We start from the raw sequence: 17,595 nt of genomic DNA on the forward strand, positions 1-17,595 counted from the left end.
GGCGTGTGCGGCCCTGCCGCCGTTCGGAGGAAAGGAAGGACGATGGACACATCGGGCGATGTCGGTGCACGGCGCCGTGCTTCCTGGCTGCTGGCCGCCGGCGCGGTGCTCGCCGTGGCCGCGGCCATCACCTGCTTCGCGCGCGCGTTCTCGATGAGCGGCATGACCGACACCCCGGGGTCACCGGCGAGCAATCCCCTGCACGGCATGGCGTTGTCGGACATGCCGGAGATGTGGGTGGGGGCAACGGGTCTGCTGCTGGTGGTGGCGGGCATCGCCGGACGCGGGCGGCCCAGGCGAGTGGAGCCCCCCGGGCGCCGGAGAAGCCTCGCCGTGGCGGTGATCGGCACGGCCGCGCTGACCATCGACATCAGCAAGACCTCCACGCTCGGCTTCGTGATCCCGGGCATGCGCGGCGAGTACGGGATCAGCGCTGGCAGCGCGTCCTTTCTGGCCGTGGCCGGGCTTTCCGGTACCGGTGCCGGCGCCATCGTCTTCGCCCTGCTCGCCGACCGGTGGGGCCGCCGCGGCACCTACCTGCTGGCCACCCTGGGTTTCACCACCACCAGCATGTGCGGGTCCATGCCCTCCTTCGCGGGCAATCTGGCGATGTGCGGGCTGATGGGCCTCGCCGTGGGCGGGCTGGCGCCGTTGCTGATCACGCTGCTCACCGACGCCCTGGGCATCTCGGCGCGGGGTTCGGTGGTCGTGGCGCTGTCGGTGGTGGCCACCGCGATCGGTTATCTGGTCGCCGCGGGCTCGGCGCTGTGGCTGGAACCGGTGTTCGGCTGGCGGGTGCTGTGGCTTATCGGCGTGCCCACCGGGCTGCTGCTGGCCGCGCTCACCCCGTGGGTGCCGGAATGGGCCGCGGCCCCGGCTGCGGGACGAGCGGCGGCCGCACACGGGCGAGCGCTGACCGTCGGCCTGCAACGGGGTTACGCCTTCCTGATCGGGGTGTTGACGTTCGGGCTGAGCACCTGGGTGCCGACACTGACGCGCTCGGGCGGGCTCGCGGCCGGCACGGCGAACCTGTGGCTGACGCTGGCCGCGGTGGTCATGGTCCCGTGCGCGGTCCTGCTGATGCTCGGCTACCGGCGGTTCGGCCCGGTCCGGTTCGCCGCGGGCCTTGCCGCGGCCACCGCGGTGCTGCTGCTGGCGCTCACCGCGACCGGAGTCACCGCCTCGGCGTCCTGGCTGTGCGCGGGCGCGCTGGTGGCCGCGTTGTTCTCGGTGAACGTCATGGCCGCGATCTTCCTGCCCATCGCCGCGGACCTCGCGGACCCGGCGGGCCGGGGCCGGTTCACCGGGACCGTTTCCCTGTACAACCGCCTCGGTGGCCTGTGCGGGCCACTGTTGCTGGCCACGATCGTCACCTCGGCATCGGACGTCTTGATCGCCGTGGCGGCGCTCGCGGTGTGCTCGGCTGCCGCCGCGGTCTGGATCGGGTGGCGGCAACGCCTGATCCCGGCACAGGAAATGACCATCGACGGAAAGGAACCGATTTCATGACGCTCCCGACCGAGCCCATCGGCAGCATCCCGCGACCACCGTTCCTTGTGGAGGGACTGCGTGCGTTTGGCGCCGGGGAGATCGATCAGGGACGCCTGCGTCAACTGCGGGAACTGGCGCTGGCCGACACCATGGACCGCTTCATGGCCACGGGCTCACCGGTCGTCAGTGACGGCGAGCAGGCCAAACCGAGTTTCGCCACCTATCCGCTCGACGGCGTTTCCTCGCTCGCCCCGGACGGTGTCGTGATCCCCTTCGTCGACGGGCACACCCGGCAACTGCCTCGGCTGACCGCCGGGCCGTTCCGGTACGCCGTGCATGCGGACGAGTACCTGCGCCTCGCCCACGAATACACGAAACTCCCCGTCAAGCAGGCGGTGATCGCGCCGTCGGCGCTGAGCCTGATCTATCCCGCGGACGGGATCGACGGCTATGGCCGCGAGGAGTTCCTCGCGGATCTGATGGACGAGAGCGAAGCCGACATCCGCCGCTGCCTGGCCGCCGGGGCGCACCGGGTGCAACTCGACTTCACCGAGGCCAGGCTGTCGCTCAAGCTCGATCCGTCCGGAGGCCTGTTGCGCTCGTTCATCGAGCTGAACAATGCAGTCCTGGAACGGTTCTCGGCCGAAGAGCGGCAGCGGATCGGGGTGCACAGCTGCCCCGGCAGCGACCAGGATGCCGCGCACAGCCTGGACGTGGACTACCTCACGCTGCTGCCCGCGCTGTTCGAGCTGAACGTGGGCAACTTCTACCTGCAGCTGGCCAGTGAACCGGACCGTGGTGCGGTGCTGGAAGCGATCGGCAAGCAGGTCCGGGACGGACAACGGATCTTCGTCGGCGTCACCGACCCGATCGACCCGCGCGTGGAGAGCGAGCGTGAGGTGTGCGAGCGCGTGCTGGAGGCGGCGGAACACCTGTCCCCGGACCGCTTGGGCACCTGTGACGACTGCGGTTTCGCGCCGTTCGCCGACGACACCTCGACCTCACGGGACATCGCGTTCGCCAAGATCGCCGCCAGGGTGGCGGGCACCCAGCTGGCCGCCGAACGCCTCGGGGTCTGACGGAAGGCGATTCCCGTCGGCGTTCGCCGAGCCTGTCCGAGCATTCGCCGGTCGCTTCGACGAGGCGGGGTTTCCGATGCGGTTCGGCGGCCCTGAACCGTTGGCGACCAGTGGCCTGGTCAGCGTGGCGCAGGCACGACGGAAGACACGCCGGGTCGTCGCACCTCTTCACGTCAGGGGTGCGGCGCCCGGCCGTTCTCAGCCGGCGCGACGACGGCATTGTGGAGTCGATTCGAGGGTTCGGCAGTGAGATGGCGGGCACTGCCCCGCGGTGGTCGTTTCAGTTCGCTCGGAAGTGGTCGGGGCGGCCGTCGCGCTCGACGAGGGTGCCGAGCCGTTCGGCGCGGTGCCGGGGCAGCAGTTCCACCCGGCCGTCGGGGTGCCGGAGCACGCAGGAGTGCCAGGGTGTCGTCCAGATGTCGGGGGCGTCGAGGAGGCGGATGCCGAACTTGGCCGAGCCCGCCGCCTGGGGGTGGATGGAGAGCCGGACGGCGTTCGGGTGGCGGCGTTCGACGACGCGGCCCCAGGCGGTGCTGCGCCGAACGACGCCGTAAGCGCGTTCGCGGCAGCGGCGTTGCAGGGCGGAGCGGCTGCCGTCGAAATCGGCGGTGTCTTCGAAGAGGAAGCGGGTGATCCCGCGGTAGAGCCGCAAAGCCTGTTCGTGGCGACGGACCTCGGCGCGCACCTCCTCGATGGCCGGGGCGTATTCGGCTTCGATCCAGCGGCGTTTTTCGTCGTAGGAGGCGTCGCCCAGGATGTCGTGCAGGTCGAAGGTACCCAGGGCGTCCATTTTCCCGGCTTCGATGAGCGCGTGCAGGTGGGCGGCGTAGTCGTCGATGTGGTCGTCGGGGACGCCGATGAGGTCACCGAAGACGTGGCCGTCGGAGCAGATCAGCATTCGCACGCCGGGCAGGTACACCTCGGCGATGCGGGTGCAGAGGCGGTCGAGGAACCGTAGCGCGAGGCGTTCCCCGGCGTCGGGGAGCCTGCCGAGGACCTTGGCGGGATTGGGGGACTTGCACGGGAAGCCGGGCAGGGTGAACAGGATCGGCTCACCCGCTTCGACGAAGGCGCGCAGCCGGTCGAGCTGCGGGGTGAACGCGGCCGGTGGTGCGTTGTCCGTGCCCCGGCGGTGGGGTAGCAGCAGGCCGAGGATCGCGGTGGCGAGGCGTCCTGCGTGGGTGGTGGTGGGCATCGAGATCTCCAGGCGGGTACGACGGCATGGCGCCGCGGTGGTCCGCGGCACCTGTCTCGGGGGTGGTGTGGGTTCAGTCGGTGGTGACGGGGAGGCCGCTCACCCCTCGGCCAAGCACCGCGGGGATCCAGTCCAGCTCCTCCTCCGGTATCGCGAGCCGGAAGGACGGGAGCCGGGCCAGCAGGGTGCCGAGGGCGATCTGCAACTCGGCGCGGGCCAGGGCGGCGCCCGGGCAGAAGTGGATGCCGTGCCCGAACGCGAGGTGCGGGTTCGGGCTGCGGTCGAAATCGAGCCGGCCGGGGTCCGGGAACCGCTCGGGGTCCCGGTTGGCGGCGCAGAGCGAGACGATGATCGAGTCACCGGCCGGGACGCGCCGGCCGTGCAGGTCGGCGTCCTCGGCGAGGAAGCGCCAGGTGGTCAGCTCGAAGGCGCTGTCGTAGCGCAGCAACTCTTCGACGGCCTGCGGGAGCAAGTCCGGTTCCCGGTGCAGGAGGGCCAGCTGGTCCGGGTGGCGCAGCAGCGCGACCAGCGCGGTGGTGATCTGGTTGGTGACCGGCTCCTGCCCGGCGACGAGCAGCTGGAAGATCATCGAGTCGAGCTCTTCCCGGCTCAGGGTGCCGTTTCGGTGTGCGGTGACGAGCGCGGCGAGCAGGTCGTCGCCGCCGGTCTGGCGTTTGTGGGCGACGACCTCGGCGATGTAGGACTGCAGGCCGTGCAGGAGGCGTTCGTACTCGGGGCGCCGGGGATCTTGAGGGCCGACCGGGGCGACGACCTTGCCCCACTCGCGCCGGAAGTCCTTGGCGAGTGCCGGTGGCAGGCCGATCGTCTCGGCCAGCGCGAGGAACGGGAACCTGGCGGCGAACCGCTCGACGAGGTCGATCGGACCGGTCGCCGGGAACTCGGCGACGAGGGCGTCGGCGATCTGCTGGAACCGCGGGCGCAGGCTCTCGACGCGCCGAGGGGCGAAGAAGTCGAGGACGAGCCGGCGCAGGGTGGTGTGCTTCGGCGGGTCCTGGTGCAGGAGGTGCACCTGCAGCTGGGAGTGCTGGGGTTCGGGCATGATCGACGCGAGCGCGCGCCAGCCGTCGTTGCCGAGCGCGTGGTTCTTGCCGAGCCGCCGGTCGTTGAGCGTCGCATGCGCCGCGTCGTAGCCGGTGACGAGCCAGGCGTTGACGCCGCTCGGGAACGTGACGCGGTGTACCGGGCACTTGTCTCGCATCGCGGTGTAGAGCGGGTAGGGGTCGCGTTTGTACTCGGGGCCGTACAGCGGGACAGGTTCTTCCAGTGGCTGCATGGGTCTTCTTCCTGCCTGGTTCAGAGCGTGATGGCGGGGTTGTGGTGGTCGAGCCAGAGAGCGAGGTCGACGACGCGCTCCAGGCGCAGCCGGTGGCCCCACTCGAGCCGGTCGGGCGGGGTGTCCAGCAGTGGCTTGATCCGCGTCTCGTCGACGATTTCCCGGACGCGATCGTCCTGAGTGGACAATGCTTCGGCAGCCAGGGACTGCAGGCCCCGGTTGTAGTCCGGGTGGTGGGTCGTGGGGTAGTGGTTCTTGGGCCGGGTGAGCACGGACTCCGGGACGAGACCGGTGCCGACGGCGCGCAGGAGGCTCTTCTCCCGGCCATCGAAGCTCTTCAGCGCCCAGGGCGCGTTGAACGCGTACTCCACCAGGCGGTGGTCGCAATAGGGGACGCGGACCTCGAGGCCCTGGGCCATGCTGAGCCGGTCCTTGCGGTGCAGCAGCTGGCGCAGCCAGCGGGTCAGCGAAAGGTGCTGCATCTCCCGCTGCCGGTGCTCGGCGGGCGTTTCGTCGTCGAGGTGCGGCACCGCGGCGAGGGCGTCGCGGTAGGTGTCGTCGCGGAACGCGGCGATGTCCAGTTTCGCCGCGACGTCGGGGTGCAGGGGGACGGCGGCTTGGTCACCGGTGACCAGCAGCCACGGGAAGGTCGGCGCGGCCAGCGCTTTCGGGTTGTGGAACCACGGGTACCCGCCGAAGACCTCGTCCGCCGCCTCGCCGGACAGCGCCACGGTGGAGTGCTTGCGGATCTCGCCGAAGAGCAGGTAGAGCGAGGTGTCCATGTCGCCGACGCCGATCGGCGAGTCGCGGGCCGCGACGACGGCCGCGCGGTTCGCGGGATCGAGCAGCGCCATGGGGTCGAGGACGACGGTCGAGTGGTCGGTGCCGGTGAACGCGCCGGCTTCGGCGGCGAACGGCGTGTCGTGACCGGTGCGCAGGACGTCTCCGGTGAACCGCTCGGCCTGGTCGCTGTAGTCCACGGCATAGGACCGCAGCCGCCCACCCTCGGCGCGCAGCTCGTCGGCGATCAGCGCGGTGACGACGCTGGAGTCGAGGCCGCCCGAGAGCAGACTGCACACCGGGACGTCGGCCTCGACCTGGGTACGCGCCGCGTGGCCGACGAGCTCGCGGACGCGCTCGATCGTGGCGTCCCGGTCATCGGTGTGCGGATGCGCTTCCAGCTGCCAGTACCGGGTTACGGTGATGCCGTCCCGGTCCAGCACGACGATGCCGCCCGGGTCGACCTCCCGGACACCCCGCCAGAGCGTGGCGCCGGTCGAGAACAGCAGACTGTAGGCCTCGCGGAGGCCGTCGGCGCCGACCCTCGGTTCCAGTTCGGGGTGGGCGAACAGCGCCTTGGGTTCGGAGGCGAACGCGAGCCCGCCGTCGATCTCGGCCCAGAACAGCGGTTTCACGCCGAGCCGGTCACGCACGAGCACGAGCCGCTGCCGGGGCCCATCCCACACGGCGAAGGCGAACATGCCGTGCAGCCGCGCGGCCAGCTCGGTGCCCCACTCCTGGTAGGCGCGCAGGACGACCTCGGTGTCGCTGCGGGTGCGGAACTCGTGCCCGCGGCGGCGCAGCTCGCCCCGTAGCTCATGGTGGTTGTAGACCTCGCCGCTGTAGCTGAGGACGACACCGCCCGCCGTCATCGGCTGGCGGCCACCTTCGAGGTCGAGCACCGACAGCCGCCGGTGCCCGAGCGCGGCCGAGGTCCCGAGCCAGGTGCCCGCGGCATCGGGGCCGCGCGGGGCCAGGGTGGCGGTCATGGCGTCCAGCACGGGCGCGAGGGCGTTGGCGTCCCGGTGGTGGGAGGCCCAGCCGGTGATTCCACACATGGGTGCTCCTTTCGGTCAGGAACGGGTCGCTGTCGCAGTGGCTGCGGCAGGGCGGAACGCGAGCAGGGGGACCGCCGCGCAGGCGGCGACGGCGGCGAGGACGAGCCCGGGCAGGACGTTCGCCCCGTAGCCGCTGAGTGCCCACCCGGTCGTGGCCAGGGCCGGGCCGAGCGTGAAGCCGAGGCTGCGGCCGAGCTGGACGACCGCGCCGGCGGTGTTCATCCGCTCCGGGGCGGCCGAGGTGAGCGCGAGCAGCTGGGCCGGGCCGCCGTAGAGACCCATTCCGGCGCCCGCGAGGGCCAGCCGCCACGCGACGTCGGCGGGATGCCAGCCGGTGCCCAACGGGAGCAACAGGAGCAGACCGGCCGCCGTCAGCGCGGCGCCGGTGACCGTGGTGCGGCGCGCACCCCAGTGGTCGGCCAGCTTCCCTCCGACCGGCCCGAACACGGCCATCGCCGCCGAGAAGGCCAGCATGGTCAGCCCGGTCGCGGCAGCGCTGATCCCGTCGCTGCGTTGCAGGTGCAGTGCGACGAGGTAGTTCATCGCGCCGAACGCGGCGGCCAGCGCCAGCACCGCGAGCGTGACCCGGCCCGGACCGCGGTCCCGCAGCAGGCCACGCACCGGTTCGGCGCCCGATCCCTTGAGCCACAAAGTGAACGGCACGGCCGCGGCGGCGAGCAGGAGTAGCCAGCGCGGGTCGTTCCCGCCGAAGGTCAGGGCCAGCAGCACCGAGGTGAGCGCGGCGGCGGCCAGGCCGCCGTCCAGCGCGGCCCGGCGATCGGGGCCGCGCAGTGCACCGCCGGCCGGCGCGTGCCGCCGCGCGAGCGCGAACGCCACAACGCAGAACGGGATCTTGACCAGGAAGATCGCGCGCCAGCCGAACGCGTCCAGCAGGAGGCCACCCGCGGCCGGGCCGACCACGGCACCGAGCGGACCGAGCGTCGCGGGCACGCTCATCGCGCGGCCACGCGCCTGGGGGCGCACGGACCTGGCGGCGATCGCCGGCATCAGTACGAACAGCACCGCGCCGAAGATCCCTTGCCCCGCGCGGGAAACGAAGAGCCACGCGGGCCACGGCGACAGTGCGGAGGACAGGCTGAACATCGTGAACCCCGCCAGTGCGGCCAGCAGCGCGGGGCGCAGCCCGACCTGGTCCAGCCATTTCCCGGCAGGCACCAGCAACGCGACCACCGGCAACTGGTAAGCCAGCGCGGCCCACTGTGCGGCACCCGGCGAGATCCCGAAGTCACGGGAGATCGGGGCCAGCCCGACGTTGACGATGTTCATGTCGAGCATGGCGACGAAGGAAACGAGCCCACCGGCCGCGACCAGCGGCCAGCGGTCCACCTCGGGCGGTCCGGGCGAATGCGAGCGTGACGACATCGCGAAAAGTCCTCCCAGCGCGGCCCGGAACTTCGGGCTCGAACGCAGAAGTCGGCCACTCGATCGTGTGAGTTCCGGACAGGTTCCTGTGAGCTGACTCACTGACCTTTCCGGGAACGGCGGGGGAACTTCCTCAGCGATCCCTGCGACGACTGTTCCGACCTACGTCGACAACCGCTCGAGGAGAAACCCGGTGAGAGCACTGCGCTGGACGGTGGCGGCCGTCACTGTCCTTTTCGGACTTTCGGCCTGTGGTGGCGCCGATCCGGCCTCGCCCGCCGCGGCGTCTTCACCGGCCGCTCCCAGCTCCGTGGGCATGGGCGGGCACCCGAAGGCGCCGGCCTGCCCGGAACCGCCGCGGCTGTCCTCCCCGCCCCGGCGAGTGGTCACAATGGACGGTGGCGCGGCGGCGATCCTGGAACGTCTTGGCGTCGCCGACCGGATCGTCGGCACCGCCGCGCCGGACTTCTTCAAGGCCTTCACCGGGGAGGAAGCGGCGAAGCTGGCGAAGATCCCGGTGCTGGACCCGGGGCAGGGCAACGCCGAGGCGGTGATCGCGGCCAAGCCGGACCTCGTGGTCGGCATCTCGGGCTACAGCTTCGGTGGCTTCGACGGCACGCCGACGGTCGCCCAGCTGGCCAAGGCAGGGGCCGAGTCCCTGGTCGCCTGCGACGCCGCCAAGGGCTCCGCGGTGAAGGACCTGTCCTCGACGACCGCGTTCATCCTGCAGGCGGCGAAGGTCTTCGGTGTCGAGCAGCGCGGCGCCGAACTGGTCGCCCAGATCACCGCATCGATCGACGCGGCGAAGCGCACCTCGGGCACGCCGATGCGGGTCCTGGCCCTGTCCGCCCCGCCGGCCGCCGGGCGGCCGGTGATGGTCCAGGGCGGCACCGGTCTGGCCAACGGCGTCATCGCCCTGGCCGGCGGCAGGAACATCGCCGAGGACGCCCTTCAGGACTTCGCCAGTCTGAGCGCTGAAGAGGTCGTCAGGCGTGACCCGCAGGCGATCGTCGTGATCTCCGGGTTCTCACCCGGCGGCGACGACGACCTGCTGAACTCGATCCGCAGCAGCCCCGTGCTCGCCGGCACCACGGCGGTACGCGAAGGCCGGTTCGCCGTGGTGCCGCAGAGCATCCTGCTCTCGCCGAGCGTGCTCAACGGCGAGGCCGTGGCCAAGATCGCCGAGGCACTCCACAAGTGACGATGGCGCGTGGGTACCGGCCTCGCGGCAGCGGCCTGCTCGGCGGGATTCCGCTCGTTGCGGTGCTGGTCGTGCTGGCGGCCGCCCTTGTCGTGTCCTCCTTGGCCGCCGTCGGCCTCGGGCCGGTGTCCATCCCGCCCGGTGAAGTGACGTCCATCGTGGGCGCGCACCTCGCCGGAGGCGGCGCGCCGGGACCGTTCGATTTCATCGTGTGGAACCTGCGCGTGCCGCGTGTGCTGCAGGGTGTTTTCGTCGGCGCCGGGCTGGCCGTGGCCGGGTTGCTGACCCAGGCGATGGTGCGCAATCCGCTGGGTGAGCCCTTTGTCCTTGGGCTCACCTCCGGCGCCGGCGTCGGGGCGGTGCTCGTGCTGACCACTTTCGGCGTCGGCGTCGCCGGGCTGCTCACCCTGCCGCTGGCCGCGTTCGGTGGTGCGGTGGTCACCGCGCTGGTCGTGTTCGGCATCTCGCGCACCGCGGGCCGGATCCAGGCGGGCCGGATGGTGATGAGCGGCATCGCCGTCGGCCAACTGCTGGCAGGCGTCATCTCGTTCCTTTTGCTGCGCACCAAGGATGTCGACGCACAGCAGCAGATCCTGTTCTGGATCCTCGGCAGCCTGGCCGGCGCCCAGTGGCCGCTCGCGCTGACCTGTGCGGCCGTGGTTCTGGTGCTGGTCGTGCTGGCGGCGGCGGGCGCGGGGCGCCTGAACCTGCTGGTGCTCGGCGATGACGGCGCCGCCGCACTCGGCCTCGACGCCGCGCGTGCCCGTGCGATGCTGTTGGTCGTGGTCACGCTGTTGACCGGGACCGTGGTCGCGGTGTCCGGCAGCATCGGGTTCATCGGGCTGATCGTGCCCAACCTGACCCGGCTGCTCGTCGGCGCGGACCATCGCCGCGCGCTGCCGGTCACCGCCCTGCTCGGCGCGCTCGTGATCGTCTGGTCCGACACCGCGGCGCGCCTGCTGCTGGCCCCGACCGAGCTGCCGATCGGCATCCTCACCGCCGCGGTCGGGGTGCCGCTGTTCCTGGTCGTCCTGCGCCGCAGCGCGGCCGGAACGGTGGGCCTGTCGTGAAACTGGTCTTCGACGGCGTCGCCGCCGGCTACACCGAACTGCCCGCCGTCCACCACGCGACGCTGACCATCGCCCAGGGCGAGTTCGTCGCCGTGATCGGCCCGAACGGCAGCGGGAAGTCCACTTTGCTCAAAACCGTCTACCGGGCGCTGCGGCCCCGTGCGGGGACCGTGCTACTCGGGGACGAGGACGTGTGGGCGGCCCGGCACCGCGATGTCGCGCGCCGGGTCGGGGTGCTCGGCCAGGACCCGCCGGGCGGCTACGACTTCACCGCGCGCGAAGCGGTCCGGCTCGGCCGCTACCCGCACCTCGGTGCCTTCGACCGGCTCGGCGCCACCGACGAGGCGATCGTCGCGCAGGCACTGGAGCGCACCGGCGCCACCGGTATCGCCGACCGGCCACTGTCCACTCTGTCCGGTGGTGAGCGGCAGCGCGTACTGCTGGCCAGGGCATTGGCCCAGAGACCGGAACTGCTGGTGCTGGACGAACCGACCAACCACCTCGACCCGGCGCACCAGATGTCCACGCTGAGCCTCGTCGCTTCGCTCGGCGTGACCGTCCTGGCGGCGCTGCACACCTTGGACCTCGCGGCCCGGTACGCCACCACGATCGTCGCGATCAAGGCGGGCACCATCGCCGCCGCGGGGCCGCCTGCCGAGGTGCTCACCCCGGCGGTCTTCCGTGACGTGTTCGCGGTGGACGGAAGCCTCGTTTCCGACCCGGTCGACGGGCGGCCTCGCGTGCTGCTGCGGGAACTGCGCGGCTGAGAAGTACCAGGAGTATCACACGGCGCTGTCGCGCTGGTCTCGTGCGGCGAGGAGGTCTTCACGGGCGCGGGCGACGCGGGAGCGGATGGTGCCGACCGGGCAGTCGCAGACTTCGGCGGCTTCGGCGTAGGAGTAGCCGAGGATCTGGGTGAGGACGATGGCTTCGCGGCGTTCGGGGTCGAGCCCCTCCAGGAGCAGCCCCAGCTCGACGAGGTCCTCGAAGCCGCGGCGGGCGCGGCGAGCGAATTCGGCTTCGACGACGGTTTCCCAGTCCTGGTCCGTGGTCTGGGGCCGCGCGGAGCGGGCGCGGAAGTGGTCGACGACGACGTGGCGCGCGATGGACAGCAACCAGGTGCGCACCGAGGAGCGGCCGGCGAACCGGGTCAGCGCCGTGACCGCGCGGGCGTAGGTTTCCTGGGTGAGGTCGTCCGCGACGGTCGTGTCGGTGAGGTGGGCCACGAACCGCCACACGTCGGCCTGGGTCGCGCGAACCCACTCCTCGAAGGCGTGCTGGTCGCCGCGGGCCGCGGCCAGCGCGAGGGTGGTGGTCCGCTCGTCGTCGCGGTCCCTTCCGAAGGTCACGAAGGGACACGGTAGCCGAAGCCCATCGGAATCGGGACCGCCCGGTGGACGATTATGGGAATATGAGCTGCTCCGAAATGCGCGAGTCGATTTCGGCCCGGATCGACGGCGAGCGGCCGGCGGTGCCGGACGCGATTCTCGATCGGCACCTGGCCGTCTGCCCGGCGTGCCGGGCGTGGCAGGAACGGGCGTCCGCCCTGCGGCGGGCGACCGTGGTCCGGGAAGCACCCCGGGTGCCGGACCTGACCGCGCGGATCCTGGCCGAGGTGCCGGCGCCGCGGCCGCAGCGGTGGGGCCTGCGGCTGGCGCTGGGTCTGGTCGCGCTCGTGCAGAGCGGGCTCGGTCTGGCCGAGCTGCTGGGCACGGACGTCGGCCACGTCGGGCTCGCCGCCGCGGTCCACCTCGGCAACGAGAGCGCGGCGTGGAACGTCGCCATCGGAATCGGGTTGCTGTGGGCCGCGTTGCGTCCCGCGACGGCCGCGGGGCTGCTGCCCGCGCTCGCCGGGTTCGTGCTGGTGCTCGGCATCGTCTCCGGTGTCGACCTGTCGGCCGGGCACGTCGCGTTCGACCGGGTGGGCTCACACGGGCTGGTCGTCGTGGGAGTCGCCCTGCTCTTCGCGGTGCGCAGGCAACACGCCCGCTCGCCCGCGCCGCCGTCGGCCGACCGCCTGACCACTCCGGACGCTCCGGGCGGTTCGGACGGTTCGGACACGACCGCGCCCGGCGCGCCGGCGGCCGCGACAGGGGACCGGCCGCACCGGCGGCGGTTCCCGCAGCGGCCGACCGGCCGCCGTGCGGCCTGAACCCGGACCGGCCGGTCACCGGGCGAGGTCGCCGGGAACCGGCCGGGCGTCCCGTCCGACTCCTCCGATGTGGACTGTCAAGGCTGCTGGGAGACGGTGTCGGCCATAGTGGACGGTCAGGCATCGCCAGCCGAGGAGGTCGCCGCCGAGCGCCACCTCGCGCTGTGCCCGGCGTGCCGGGATGCCGCGGCTCGGACGGTCGCGGTGACCCGCCTGCTGCGGATTCGCCACGCCGTGCCCTGCCCCGACCTCGCGCCCTCACTGCTCGAGGCCTTCGACAGACAAGTCCGGGGCGCGGTGGCTGAGACGGCGCGAGCCGTACCCGCAGGGGCCCGCCCAGCGTGCGTTCCGGAGCCCAACGTCCTCTGGGGCGTGGGTTCCGCGCCGTGCGGCTGTCCTTCCGGTTGCCGCTGCGGCTGCCAGGAAGGCGACTCGTGCCGATGCCGTCCCACCGTCCTCAAAGGATAGTGACCGGCGGGACGGGGCATCGCGGCCGCCCGACGTCTTTCGGCCTGTGATGTATCTCATGCCCCGGAACCCGGGCCGGGTGCGGTCCGACCCCTGGGGGGTGAAGACGTCCCGGTTCCGCGCCGTGGTCGTGACGGCGGTGGTGGCCGGGCTGGCCCTGCTGTTGCTCGTCGTCGCGACCGCGGGCGACGTTTACGCGCCCCTGGGCAACTCCGATCCGGGCCCACTGACAACCTACGGGTTCGCCGTCGTCCGGTTCGCGGCCGACGCGGCCGCCGCGGGGTGCTTCGGTGGTCTGGTGTTCGCCGCGTTCGTCGCGCCCGGGCGGCGCGGTGGTGCTCTGTCGGCCGACGCGTACGCGGCGTGCCGGTTCGCCGCGGGCAGCGCGGCCTGCTGGCTGTCCGCCGCGCTCGCCGCCGTGCCGTTCTCGGCGGCGGCCGCCGCGGGCCTGCCGGTGTCCCGGATGCTGCGGCCCGAGGTCTTCCTGCCGACTTTGAGCGCCGCCGAAGAGCCCAAAGCCTGGCTCTGTGTCGTGGTCGCGGCGGCCGTGGCGACGGCGCTGGCCTGGTCGGCGATGGCCTGGCGGACGGTGGTCGCCGCGGCGGTGGCCGCCGGGGCGGGATTGCTGCCGCTGGTGGCCGCCGGGCACGCGTCCGTCGGCGCCGGGCACGACCTGGCGACCAATGCGATGTTCTGGCACGTGCCTGCGGCGAGCGCCTGGCTGGGCGCGCTGGTGGCATTGCTGGCGAGGCTGCGGCGCGCGCCCGCCGTGCCCGGCCTCGTTCTGCACCGCTACCACCGGCTGTCGATGACCTGTTTCGTGGTGACCGCCGTGTCGGGCGCGATGGCCGGGTTCGTGCTGGTACGGCCGGACGGGCTGGTCAGTCGATACGGTCTCGTCCTCGCCGTCGAGACCGCGCTGCTGCTCGCCGCCGGATTCGGTGTCGCCGCGTGGCGGCGCCGCCGGTCCGGCCTCCGGCTGGTCGTGGCGGAGCTGCTCCTGCTGGCGCTGGGCACCGGGGGATCGGCGGCGCTGACCGTGCTCGTCCCGCCCGCGTTCGTCAACCATCCGGCCACGGTTCAGGAAACTCTGCTCGGCTACGGCCTCGACGCGCCTCAGACGCTTTCCCGTCTCGTTCTCGCCTGGCGTCCCGACCTGGTGTTCCTGCCTGCCGCCGTGTTCGCGGTGACCGCCTACCTGCTCGGGGTCCGGCGGCTGCGGCGCCGTGGTGACCACTGGCCGCCGGGCCGGGTGGCCGCCTGGCTCGCCGGCTGGGCGATCGTCCTGGTCGTCACCTCGTCCGGGCTCGGTGTGTACGCGCCGGGAACATTCAGCCTGCACATGGTCACGCACATGGCGCTGAACATGTTCGCGCCGGTGCTGCTGGTACTCGGCGGGCCCGTCACTCTCGCCCTGCGCGCCCTGCCTGCGGGCGCGCATGGCGACGTCCCTGGCGTCCGCGAATGGATTGTCTCGCTGCTGCACGCCCCGGTGACGCGGTTCTACGCGCACCCCGCGGTGGCGGCGGTCCTGTTCGCGGGATCGTTCTACGCGCTCTATTTCTCGCCTCTCTTCGGCGAGGCCATGCTGTTCCACTGGGCGCACCAGCTGATGAAGGTCCATTTCCTGGTGTCGGGCTACCTGTTCGCCTGGGTCGTGGTCGGCGCCGACCGGACGCCGCGGCGGTTGCCGCACCTGGCACGGCTGGGAATGCTCTTCGCGGTGATGCCGTTCCACGCCTTCTTCGGCGTGATCCTGATGAGCAGGCAGACGGTGATCGCCTACACCTACTACCACTACCTCGCCCTGCCGTGGGCCGGTGACCTGGTCGCCGACCAGCGGCTCGGCGGCGGCATCGCCTGGGCCAGCGGGGAGATCCCGATGGTCGTCATGGTGGTCGCCCTGCTGGTGCAGTGGGCGCGGGTCGACGAACGGCACGCGCGCCAAGCCGATCACAGGGGCGACGGCGAACTCGAGGCGTACAACGCGATGCTCGCGCAACTGGCGTCACGACGAGATTGACGAGTTGCCCGGCCCCACCACCAACCCCGGCCCTGGTTCATCCATGGAGAAACGCATGACAATCGCCGACCCGGTCACCGGAGAGGTTCGCACGGTCGAGCTGGCCGTGACCGGAATGACCTGCGCCGCCTGCTCGGCGCGGGTCGAGCGCAGCCTCAACAAGCTCGACGGCGTCCGCGCCTCGGTCAACTACGCGACCGAGCGCGCCACCGTGCAGGTCCCCGCCGGGTTCGGCGACGACCTGCTGGTCGAACGGATCCGCAAGGCCGGCTACGGCGCCCGGGTCCGCGGCGAGGACGACGACGAAGACCTGACCCTGACGCGGGTACGCGACCTGCGCCGCCGCCTGATCGTCGCCGCCTTGCTGGCGGTGCCGCTGGGCGACCTGTCCATCACGCTCGCACTGGTGCCGTCACTGCGGTTCTCCGGCTGGCAGTTGCTGTGCCTGGCGCTCGCGGTGCCGGTGGTGTTCTGGGCGGCACTGCCGTTCCACCGCGCGGCACTGCGGAACCTGCGGCACCGTTCGTCCAGTATGGACACTCTGGTGTCATTGGGGGTGCTGGCGTCGTTCTCCTGGTCGGCCTGGGTCACGCTGTTCGGCGGCCACGAGCCTGGTTACTGGGTCGGGTTCGGGCCGACCGCGGCCGGCGCGGACGCGATCTACCTCGACGTCGCAGCCGGCGTGACGACCTTCCTGCTGGCCGGTCGTTACTTCGAGAGCCGGTCCCGGCGCAACGCCGCGGGCCTGCTGGCCGCCCTGGACGCGCTCGCCGCGAAGGAAGTGCGCGTCCTGCGCGACGGTGCCGAGCGGATGGTTCCGGTGGGGGAGCTGGCCGTGGACGATCTGTTCGTCGTCAAGCCAGGTGAGGCGTTCGCCGCGGACGGCATGGTCCAGAGCGGACGGTCCACCGTGGACGTCAGTGCGGTCACCGGCGAGCCCGTACCCGCGGAGGCGGGACCGGGCGACCGGGTGATCGGCGCCTCGGTGAACCGCGAAGGCCGGCTGGTGGTGCGCGCCACCGCCGTGGGCACCCACACCCAGCTCGCCCAGATGACCGCGCTCGCCGAGCAGGCACAGGCGCGGAAGGCCTCGGTGCAGCGGCTGGTCGACCGGATCTCCGCGGTGTTCGTCCCGGTCGTGCTCGTGCTCGCCCTGCTCACGCTCGGCGGGTGGCTGCTGACCGGGCACCCGGTGCGGGACGCCTTCACCGCCGCCGTGTCGGTGCTGATCATCGCCTGCCCCTGCGCGCTCGGCCTGGCCACTCCCACCGCACTGATGGCCGGGGTCGGCCGCGGCGCCCAGCTGGGCATTCTGATCAAGGGACCGGACGCACTGGAGGCGAGCCGGCGACTGGACACGGTCGTGCTCGACAAGACCGGCACCGTGACCACCGGCCGGATGACCGTCCTCGGCTGCCACCCGGCGGCCGGGCGCAGCCGCGGCGACCTGCTCCGGTTCGCCGGCGCCGCGGAGTCCGGCTCCGAGCACGCGATCGCCGCGGCGGTGGTCGAGGCGGCACGGGCAGAACTGCCCGAACTGCCCGAGGTCTCGGCGTTCACCGCGCTGCCCGGCCTCGGCGCGGAGGCCACTGTGGATGGTCACGTCGTCCTCGTCGGCAGTCCCCGCCTGTTCGGCGAACGCTCGATAGCACTCTCGGAGGAGATCGCCGGGCACGTCGGCACCACCCAGGCGGCCGGGGCCGTGCCGGTACTGGTCGCGGTCGACGGAGAGGTCGCGGGGATGCTCGAGGTCCGTGACCTGGTCAAGCCCTCCGCCGCCGCGGCCGTGGCCGCGCTGCGCGCGCAGGGACTGCGGACGGTGCTGCTCACCGGCGATCACGAGGTCGCGGCTCGGGCCGTCGCCGCCGAGATCGGTGTCGACGAGGTCCGCGCCGGGGTGCTGCCCGCGGACAAGGCCAGGGAGATCGAGGCGCTGCGGGCCACCGGTGCCCGGGTCGCGATGGTCGGCGACGGCATCAACGACGGGCCGGCACTGGCCACCGCCGACCTCGGCATGGCCGTGGCCCACGGCAGCGACATCGCGCTGCGCTCGGCCGACCTGGTGCTCGTCCGCGACGACCTGCGCGTCGTCCCGGACGCCATCCGCCTCGCCGACCGCACGTTGCGGATCATCCGCGGCAACTTGGCATGGGCATTCGGTTACAACGTGGCAGCGTTGCCGCTCGCGGCTTCCGGCCTGCTCAACCCCCTCATCGCGGGCGCGGCCATGTCGCTGTCCTCGGTACTGGTGGTCTCGAACAGCCTGCGGCTTCGGTCCTTCGACGGTTCCGGCGAGAAGGAGAAGCACGACTGAAGTGCCGCTGAACCTTACCGATGATCGAGCATGGGGGCGAGCTCGTCGTGGTGCGCGGTTGCCGGCCGTTGCTGCTTGGCCGGCAAC

The 17,595-nt window shown here is 72.1% G+C and carries 14 protein-coding genes; 9 read left to right on the plus strand and 5 right to left on the minus strand.

Translation table 11 applies throughout. The features are described from left to right. Positions 1 to 42: 42 nt before the first annotated feature. Together FNH05_RS04465 and FNH05_RS04470 are read left to right on the plus strand one after the other, a co-directional pair. Positions 43 to 1,509: an MFS transporter gene (locus FNH05_RS04465; RefSeq protein WP_144585976.1), complete on the plus strand. Its 1,467-nt coding sequence runs from the start codon at positions 43 to 45 to the stop codon at positions 1,507 to 1,509. Then, positions 1,506 to 2,570 (plus strand): uroporphyrinogen decarboxylase/cobalamine-independent methonine synthase family protein, encoded by a 1,065-nt coding sequence (locus tag FNH05_RS04470; RefSeq protein ID WP_144585977.1) that lies wholly within the window; start codon positions 1,506 to 1,508, stop codon positions 2,568 to 2,570. Before FNH05_RS04465 ends, FNH05_RS04470 begins: the two co-directional genes overlap by 4 nt. Before the next feature lie 280 nt (positions 2,571 to 2,850). Here FNH05_RS04470 and FNH05_RS04475 read toward each other — a convergent pair whose 3' ends face one another. The 4 genes from FNH05_RS04475 to FNH05_RS04490 form a co-directional block, all read right to left on the minus strand. Then, entirely contained in the window at positions 2,851 to 3,765 is a 915-nt protein-coding gene (locus FNH05_RS04475) for an L-tyrosine/L-tryptophan isonitrile synthase family protein (protein ID WP_144585978.1), read from the minus strand. Between the two features lie 73 nt (positions 3,766 to 3,838). Beyond that, positions 3,839 to 5,059 (minus strand): cytochrome P450 family protein, encoded by a 1,221-nt coding sequence (locus FNH05_RS04480; RefSeq protein ID WP_144585979.1) that lies wholly within the window; start codon positions 5,057 to 5,059, stop codon positions 3,839 to 3,841. A 20-nt stretch (positions 5,060 to 5,079) separates the two neighbouring features. Next, positions 5,080 to 6,897 carry an asparagine synthase (glutamine-hydrolyzing) gene (asnB, locus tag FNH05_RS04485; RefSeq protein ID WP_144585980.1) on the minus strand — a complete coding sequence of 606 codons (1,818 nt, stop codon included), beginning with the start codon at positions 6,895 to 6,897 and terminating at the stop codon, positions 5,080 to 5,082. 15 nt (positions 6,898 to 6,912) lie between these two features. Then, complete coding sequence (locus tag FNH05_RS04490) at positions 6,913 to 8,280, minus strand: MFS transporter (protein WP_144585981.1); 1,368 nt, start codon at positions 8,278 to 8,280, stop codon at positions 6,913 to 6,915. Positions 8,281 to 8,473: 193 nt separating this feature from the next. Here FNH05_RS04490 and FNH05_RS04495 point away from each other — a divergent pair, with 193 nt between their 5' ends. Genes FNH05_RS04495 through FNH05_RS04505 form a run of 3 tightly spaced genes read left to right on the plus strand, consistent with a single transcriptional unit; the run spans position 8,474 to position 11,318 of the window. Next, a complete protein-coding gene (locus FNH05_RS04495; protein ID WP_246127529.1) occupies positions 8,474 to 9,481 on the plus strand; it encodes an ABC transporter substrate-binding protein in 1,008 nt (335 codons plus the stop codon). A 2-nt stretch (positions 9,482 to 9,483) separates the two neighbouring features. Further along, positions 9,484 to 10,551 carry a FecCD family ABC transporter permease gene (locus FNH05_RS04500; protein ID WP_144585992.1) on the plus strand — a complete coding sequence of 356 codons (1,068 nt, stop codon included), beginning with the start codon at positions 9,484 to 9,486 and terminating at the stop codon, positions 10,549 to 10,551. Next, positions 10,548 to 11,318, plus strand: coding sequence for an ABC transporter ATP-binding protein (locus tag FNH05_RS04505; RefSeq protein WP_144585982.1), 771 nt, complete (start codon positions 10,548 to 10,550; stop codon positions 11,316 to 11,318). Before FNH05_RS04500 ends, FNH05_RS04505 begins: the two co-directional genes overlap by 4 nt. Positions 11,319 to 11,333: 15 nt before the next feature. On the opposite strand, the gene sigC is transcribed toward FNH05_RS04505, so the two are convergent. Then, positions 11,334 to 11,900 carry an RNA polymerase sigma factor SigC gene (gene sigC / locus FNH05_RS04510; RefSeq protein ID WP_144585983.1) on the minus strand — a complete coding sequence of 189 codons (567 nt, stop codon included), beginning with the start codon at positions 11,898 to 11,900 and terminating at the stop codon, positions 11,334 to 11,336. A gap of 62 nt (positions 11,901 to 11,962) precedes the next feature. Here sigC and FNH05_RS04515 point away from each other — a divergent pair, with 62 nt between their 5' ends. The 4 genes from FNH05_RS04515 (at position 11,963) to FNH05_RS04530 (ending at position 17,508) form a co-directional block, all read left to right on the plus strand. Then, positions 11,963 to 12,703, plus strand: a complete 741-nt coding sequence (locus tag FNH05_RS04515; protein ID WP_144585984.1) for a zf-HC2 domain-containing protein — start codon at positions 11,963 to 11,965, stop codon at positions 12,701 to 12,703. Between the two features lie 69 nt (positions 12,704 to 12,772). Then, a complete protein-coding gene (locus FNH05_RS39985) occupies positions 12,773 to 13,171 on the plus strand; it encodes a zf-HC2 domain-containing protein (protein WP_144585985.1) in 399 nt (132 codons plus the stop codon). Positions 13,172 to 13,229: 58 nt separating this feature from the next. Then, positions 13,230 to 15,194 (plus strand): bifunctional copper resistance protein CopD/cytochrome c oxidase assembly protein, encoded by a 1,965-nt coding sequence (locus tag FNH05_RS04525; RefSeq protein ID WP_246127530.1) that lies wholly within the window; start codon positions 13,230 to 13,232, stop codon positions 15,192 to 15,194. A gap of 55 nt (positions 15,195 to 15,249) precedes the next feature. Continuing rightward, positions 15,250 to 17,508 carry a heavy metal translocating P-type ATPase gene (locus FNH05_RS04530; RefSeq protein ID WP_144585986.1) on the plus strand — a complete coding sequence of 753 codons (2,259 nt, stop codon included), beginning with the start codon at positions 15,250 to 15,252 and terminating at the stop codon, positions 17,506 to 17,508. Positions 17,509 to 17,595 lie beyond the last annotated feature (87 nt).

Source organism: Amycolatopsis rhizosphaerae (assembly GCF_007713715.1).
Classification (GTDB): domain Bacteria; phylum Actinomycetota; class Actinomycetes; order Mycobacteriales; family Pseudonocardiaceae; genus Amycolatopsis_E; species Amycolatopsis_E rhizosphaerae.